Genomic DNA, 6159 nt, shown 5'->3' with positions numbered 1-6159 from the left:
GAGAACAATCGGAGCCAGAACCCAGGAATAAATTTCATCCAGTTTGCGGGCGGTGCTTCTGACGTAACGATAGCCAACAACCATAGCGATATCGGATCGGCAAGTGGTCCACATATCGATGTTAGTAGTGTGACGGTCACACGAGCAACATTTAAGGACAATAACTTCACGGGCGGTTCGAACGCACTCGGCGGTGACAGTAACACTGCACTGAACGTCTCGGAACTACGTGGTAATAAGACCGATTCGAACACTGGATTAGTGAATGGATTTACCCTTGATGAGATGTCGAGCCGATTGAATGGAAATAAGGTCTTTATTCAGGGGACAACGCCCGCTGACTCCGTGTCCTCGGCGGGAGATATCTGGCTAGATAACAATGGGTGATTGACAATGGTGCAGTACTACGATGGTAGCGCTTGGCAGTCAGGTTCGGCATCGTATTATGACGGTAGCGCTTGGCAGACTGCAACGGCGTACTATTACGACGGCTCATCATGGGTACAGGTCGGAACCAGTTCCACCACGACGATCGAGGACTTCGAAGATGGCAGTATCAGCGGGTATGCCCTCGATACGTCGGCATATACGGTTGTGAACGCAACCGACATGCATAATCAGTATTACTTGGAAGGGACGGTCTCGTCGGACTCTACGGGGCGTGCGATCGTGGATACTGGTCCGTCAGTAGCAAGTGGAAACACCTATCGGAATGAAGTCGAGCTGAGAGCGGACGGGACTGATGCAGGCGCGCTGTACGGTGTACAGGACGAAACGAGCCTTGACGGTTATCTCGTTTGGCTTGGCGACAGTGGATCGACACTCTATCTCTATCTGATGCAAGACGGTTCATTCACGGAGCTTGATTCAGTCGCGGTGACGACGAGCACGAATACACAGTACATTCAAGAACTCCAGTGGGGGAGTAGCGGCGGGTTGACGGCGCGACTGCTCCAGCAGGATGGGACGGAACTCGGGAGCACGGCTCAAGTAAGCGACACGACCTTCGGTAGTGGCGGTATCGGGTTCCGTGTGTTCAACAACCCAGATACAAGTGGCGACGCAACCGCGTGGCTTGACTGGATCCGAGAACTGTAACTCCCGCACAGACCCTGGGATGTAGTCACACAGTCGCTCCAACCAGGGGGCGGTATTACTATTGCGACGCGGTCACTCAGACGACTCATGAATGAGAAATCAGCCTACACGCGGACAGTCCAACTATTGCGCGATGATGGAATATCTGGCTTCACAGACTCTTGCTGGCAGTTCCTGACGAACCGCCACATCACGCGCCGTACCGACTACGGACCAGATGAGCGCTGGCAGATGGATCTCATCGAAGCCCGCTACCGCGTTGGGAAACTACTCCCAAATCGCCTCGAACACGAGCTCTCTACACGCGCTCTTCCCACCCCCGGGGGCCAAACAGCAACGGAAGCAGTCACAAACGCCTTTAGTTACGCGGGCTGGGGAGAATACGCGTCCATTCGACCAATGCAGAGTCGTGCGGAGCTGATACAACTCGCCGACTACGTTTCAGGCCTCGAGCCAGAAACGGTCGTCGAGGTCGGAACAGCGCTCGGTGGGACACTCTACGTCTGGGCGCAACTGCTACCGGAGGATACCCAACTTGTAAGTATGGATCTTCCACGAGAACAGTCTCAGGAACGTCAAACACCTATCGATTTCCAAGCCACGTTCCGCGATACCGATATTGAGTTCCTTCGAACAGACTCGCAGTCGGAGGACACTCAACAAACGGTCTGCGACCTTGTTGATGGCGAAATCGATTTCCTCTTTCTGGACGGCGACCATTCCGAATCAGGTGTCCGACGCGACTTCGAATTATACGAACCGCTAATTTCAACTGGCGGGATGATTGCCTTCCACGATATTTATCACGCGGACGGCGTGGGGGCGGTATGGTCGGAGGTCAAAGCCAACGACGACTTCAAAACGACCGAAATCTGTGCCCCAATGACTCGTATCGCTGGTGACCTCAAATTGGGGATTGGCGTCGCAGAGCGCGTCAAGTAACTCCACATTCTCATACCGCCACTGGTGGCGGCAAATCAAATAGCACATGAAATCCGACAATTAGCCATGCCTGGGCCAGTAGAACTCACAATGATCTTCGCTATCGTCCTACTCCTGTTCGGCGCGTCAGAACTCCCCGACCTCGGCCGGTCACTGGGCCGGTCGACTAAGGAGTTCGAACTCGGCCGCGAGAAATCCGAACAGGAACTCGAGGAACTGCGCGAGAACAACTAACCGACGCTTTTCACCCACCAATGCAACCCACACCCGACCAGCCACAGGTCTCGGTCGTCCTCTCGGTCGCCGGTCCCAACGACCGCCTCGAGACGGCGATCGACCGACTCCTCGCACAGACTCATACACCGGAGGTCGTCGTCACCGTCGACGGCGCTCCAGACCTCGCCGCGTACCTCGCAGATCGGTACGCGGACACACCAGTGACGATCGACCACACGCCCGGCGCGACTGGCCTCTCGGCGGCTCGCAACCGCGGCGCCGCGACCGCCGACGGCGAGATCGTCGCGTTCACCGATGCCGATTGCGAGCCCGCCGAGTCATGGATCGACGAACTCGTTCGCTGTTACGAGGAATACGGCGCGATCGCCGCGGGCGGCCCGGCCGTTCCCGAGTGGCCCGACGACCGACCCGCTCGCGTCCCGCCGGAACTCGAGTGGCTCGTCGGCACCACGCATCGGGGATTCACGGACAAACTCGGCATCCACGAGGTCCGCAACACGTTCGGCTGCAATATCTCGTTCCGCGCGGAGGTCTTCGAGGCGCTCGGTGGTTTCGATGAACGCCTCGGCAAGCGGCCCGGACGCGAAATTCAGGGCGAAGAGGCCGAGTTGTGCGCACGTCTGCACGAACAGTTCGACCGCGGCGTGACGTACAATCCCGACGCGACAGTCACCCACCACGTCGACGACTACCAGCTCGAGCGCACGACGTTACTCAAACGATCCTACTGGCAGGGCCGTTCGAAGCGTGTCCTCGCCGACCTCCTCCCCGACGCGACCGATACCGAGGCCGACTACCTCTCGGACCTGCTTGGAACGTGGGTTCCCGAGCGACTCACGCGAACCGTGACCGACCGCTCGGCGAGACCACTCGTCGAGACGGCGTGGCTACTGGCCGTGACGGCCGCGGTCGCGACGGGCTATCTGACCGGCGGCACTGGCCGACCGCTCGAGACACCGACGGAGACCACACAGACGGAGGCATCCCAATGACTGACACTGTAATCGCACACAAAGACTACGACGTCCGCGGCGGCGGCGAGCGACTCGCCGAAGAACTGTCTCGGACCTTCGAGGCACCGTTAGTCGTCGGCCGACGCGACGCCGCAAACGAACCCGACGACCTCGAGTCGAAACTCGAAGAAATCGACTACGGACCGATTCCAGACCGACTCGCCAAACGCATGATCGACCGCGGCGGGGCGGCCCGGTCAATCGCCTATCAACTCTCGTGGCAACAACAGGACCGACTCACCGAGTACGAGACCGTCATCACGTCGGGCAATGAACCGATGTGGTACGTTCCCGAGGACGACCAGACGGTCGTTGCGTACACGCACTCGACGCCGCGCTGGCAGTACGACCTCTTTCACGATGTGGATTCGTCGGGCCTCCTCGGCCCGCTGTCGGTCGGCTACAACTACGTCTCGCGTGTGCTCTACCAGCACAACGTCACGCGCCCGGATCTATTCGTGGCGAACTCCGACCTCGTCGCCCGGCGAATCCGACAGTACTGGAACATCCCAGAGGACCAGATCAAAGTCGTCTACCCACCGGTTCGAACCCACGAGTACGCTCCCGACGACGCCCACACGGAAGGCTTCTATTTCCATCTTGGCCGACTCGCCGAGCACAAGCGCGTTGATGACCTGATTCGGACGTTCAACCAACTCGATTCCTCCCACCAACTCAAGATCGCCGGCAAAGGTCCCGACCGCAAGCGCCTCGAGAAGCTGGCCGGCGACAACATCGAGTTCCTCGGCTACGTGAGTGAATCTGAGAAACAGCGGCTCATGGCCGCGGCGAAAGCCCACGTCTACCCGGCGCTCAACGAGGACTTCGGCATGGTGCCCGTCGAGAGCATGGCCGCCGGCACGCCGGTCATCGGCGTCAACGAAGGCTTCACGCAGTACCAGATCATGGGCGGGGCGAACGGCTACACCTTCGAGCGCGAGGGCAACGACCTCTGGATGACGATTCGGCGTTTCGAACGCGAGGGCGTCTCGTGGTCCGAGGATCGCATCGCCGAGTTCGCCGAACGGTTCTCGGTCGAGCAGTTCCGCACGGGGATGCGCGAAGCCGTCGCCGAGGCCGAGGAACGCAGCCGCGTGACGACGCCGTGGGAACGAGAGACCGAGCCCACGACGCCGGAATCGACGCCCGAACCGCTACGGGCTGACGGAGGTGCATCGGAGTGACGACGGACAATCTCGCCTCGCGATGGCTTGCGAAGTGGTTCATGCGGCTCGAGGCCTCGGGGACACTGCTCCGACTCATCCTGTTCGGCGGCACCTTTCTCACGACGGGCCTCTCGGCGCTGGCCCAGTACGGCTACGGCGACTACGCGCCCCATTTCATCGTCACCGTCGGCACGGGCACGATCGCCTTTGCGTACTACTACACCAGCGGCGGGATCTTCAACCAGAAGAACCGGGACAAGACCGACGCCGGCCAGAACTTCGCTGGCCCCGAACAGTTGATCGACGATATCCTCATCGGGACGGCCCACTTTGCCGCCCGCGAGGGCCGCCCACCGACCGACCAAGAACAGGCGGCGATCCGCAAGGCCGTCACCGACCAGTGGCGGGAGTTCCGCGACGGCGTCGATATCGAGTCCCTCGTGACCGAATCGTCGACGTCGATGGATCAGCCCGGCCAGCCCCGCGCCGTCGCCGACGGCGGCACGCCACTCGCGGCTGTCTGTGCGGACTGCAACCAGCACGGCGATCTCGGGACGCACAAGGGCGTTCCCGTGGTGGCCTGTCCCGGCTGTAACGATATCCTCTATCGGCCGTTCGATACCGTGGAGGTGGCCGGATGACGTTCCGCGATTGGCTCGCAGAGAGCCGCGAACGCTACCAAGACCAACCCGTCGGCGACGCGACTCGCGAGAGCGCCCGAACACTCGCGATGGGGGCCTCGAGACGGACCATCGATACGTTCCTCGGCGAATCCATCTGGGAGCGCGACGACTGGGACGTTCTCTGTATCCTTGACGCCTGCCGGACGGACCTCTGGGACGAGGTCGCACCGGAGTACGGCCTCGAGACCGGCTCGCGCTGGTCGGTCGCCTCGTGCTCGCTCGACTGGATTGATCGGGAGTTCGGCGACGACGCACCTGCCGACGCCCGGACGGCCGGCTACGTTACGGCCAACCCGTTTTCAGGTCACTCGGCTGATAGCGCGATGTCCGTCGATGTGACCGAAGGCGAGCACGTCCGCTATCTCGACGAGGTCTACGATGAGTGGACCGACGTCGGCGGCGGCGTCGAGACCATCCCGCCGGAGGCGATGACCGAGCGCGCCCTCTGGGCGTGGCGGCGTCGCGACGAGCTGGGCATCGATCGCCTGGTCGTCCACTACATGCAACCCCACCAGCCGTTCCGATCGAAACCCGAGTGGATCGGCGACGCCTCGAATCTGGCGAACCTCCTCGAGCCCGGTCGCGAAGCCGGACCGTGTATCTGGGAACAGACCCGCGAAGGTCTCCGTGACGAACGCGAGGTCTGGGAGGCGTATCAGGACAACCTCCGCTGGGTGCTCGATGACGTGACCGATCGCCTCGCGGCCAACTGCGAGGGGACGATCGGACTCACCGCCGACCACGGCAACGGACTCGGCGCGTGGGGCGTCTGGGGGCATCCGCCGGGCGCCCCGACGCCACAGGTCCGCAAAGTCCCGTGGGCGACCGTCGAGGGCGTCGACGATAAGACGGTCACCGGCAGCCCGCCGCCGGCAGAGACCGACGATGCGACCGACGACATTGCGGACCGACTCGAAGCACTCGGCTACCGGTGATCCAATGACACGCGAAGATATCAGAGGGATACCCCCGCCTCGAGCGGCTATCCCGACGACAGTACTGGCACGCGAACAACCTTCA

The 6159-nt window shown here is 61.4% G+C and carries 8 protein-coding genes; all 8 read left to right on the top strand.

Annotated features, from left to right (window positions below; translation table 11 throughout):
* Positions 1-387: hypothetical protein (locus HTZ84_RS22685; protein ID WP_217468461.1), on the top strand; the 387-nt coding region annotated here is incomplete at its 5' end.
* Positions 388-393: 6 nt separating this feature from the next.
* Positions 394-1098, top strand: coding sequence for a hypothetical protein (locus HTZ84_RS22640; protein WP_174682904.1), 705 nt, complete (start codon positions 394-396; stop codon positions 1096-1098).
* Positions 1099-1185: 87 nt separating this feature from the next.
* Positions 1186-2040, top strand: a complete 855-nt coding sequence (locus HTZ84_RS22635; protein ID WP_174682903.1) for a class I SAM-dependent methyltransferase — start codon at positions 1186-1188, stop codon at positions 2038-2040.
* A 66-nt stretch (positions 2041-2106) separates the two neighbouring features.
* Positions 2107-2274, top strand: coding sequence for a twin-arginine translocase TatA/TatE family subunit (locus HTZ84_RS22630; RefSeq protein ID WP_174682902.1), 168 nt, complete (start codon positions 2107-2109; stop codon positions 2272-2274).
* Positions 2275-2294: 20 nt separating this feature from the next.
* On the top strand, positions 2295-3269 hold the full coding sequence (locus HTZ84_RS22625) for a glycosyltransferase (RefSeq protein ID WP_174682901.1): 975 nt from the start codon (positions 2295-2297) through the stop codon (positions 3267-3269).
* Positions 3266-4474, top strand: a complete 1209-nt coding sequence (locus tag HTZ84_RS22620) for a glycosyltransferase (protein WP_174682900.1) — start codon at positions 3266-3268, stop codon at positions 4472-4474. Before HTZ84_RS22625 ends, HTZ84_RS22620 begins: the two co-directional genes overlap by 4 nt.
* The gene (locus HTZ84_RS22615) at positions 4471-5097 is read left to right on the top strand and encodes a hypothetical protein (RefSeq protein ID WP_174682899.1); all 627 of its coding nucleotides are present in this window, start codon (positions 4471-4473) and stop codon (positions 5095-5097) included. Before HTZ84_RS22620 ends, HTZ84_RS22615 begins: the two co-directional genes overlap by 4 nt.
* A complete protein-coding gene (locus tag HTZ84_RS22610; protein WP_174682898.1) occupies positions 5094-6074 on the top strand; it encodes a hypothetical protein in 981 nt (326 codons plus the stop codon). Before HTZ84_RS22615 ends, HTZ84_RS22610 begins: the two co-directional genes overlap by 4 nt.
* The last annotated feature ends 85 nt before the right edge of the window (positions 6075-6159 follow it).

This window comes from Haloterrigena gelatinilytica (assembly GCF_013342145.1).
In the GTDB taxonomy this organism is placed as follows: Archaea; Halobacteriota; Halobacteria; order Halobacteriales; family Natrialbaceae; genus Haloterrigena; species Haloterrigena gelatinilytica.
Note: the sequence above shows the minus strand (reverse complement) of the source record. Positions and strands in the feature narration are given on the sequence as shown.

Bases quoted from the DNA above. Each gene is read 5' to 3' on its own strand.
- HTZ84_RS22640 (WP_174682904.1), top strand. From the start codon at position 394: ATGGTGCAGTACTACGATGGTAGCGCTTGGCAGTCAGGTTCGGCATCG.
- HTZ84_RS22630 (WP_174682902.1), top strand. From the start codon at position 2,107: ATGCCTGGGCCAGTAGAACTCACAATGATCTTCGCTATCGTCCTACTC.
- HTZ84_RS22610 (WP_174682898.1), top strand. From the start codon at position 5,094: ATGACGTTCCGCGATTGGCTCGCAGAGAGCCGCGAACGCTACCAAGAC.
- HTZ84_RS22635 (WP_174682903.1), top strand. From the start codon at position 1,186: ATGAATGAGAAATCAGCCTACACGCGGACAGTCCAACTATTGCGCGAT.
- HTZ84_RS22620 (WP_174682900.1), top strand. From the start codon at position 3,266: ATGACTGACACTGTAATCGCACACAAAGACTACGACGTCCGCGGCGGC.
- HTZ84_RS22625 (WP_174682901.1), top strand. From the start codon at position 2,295: ATGCAACCCACACCCGACCAGCCACAGGTCTCGGTCGTCCTCTCGGTC.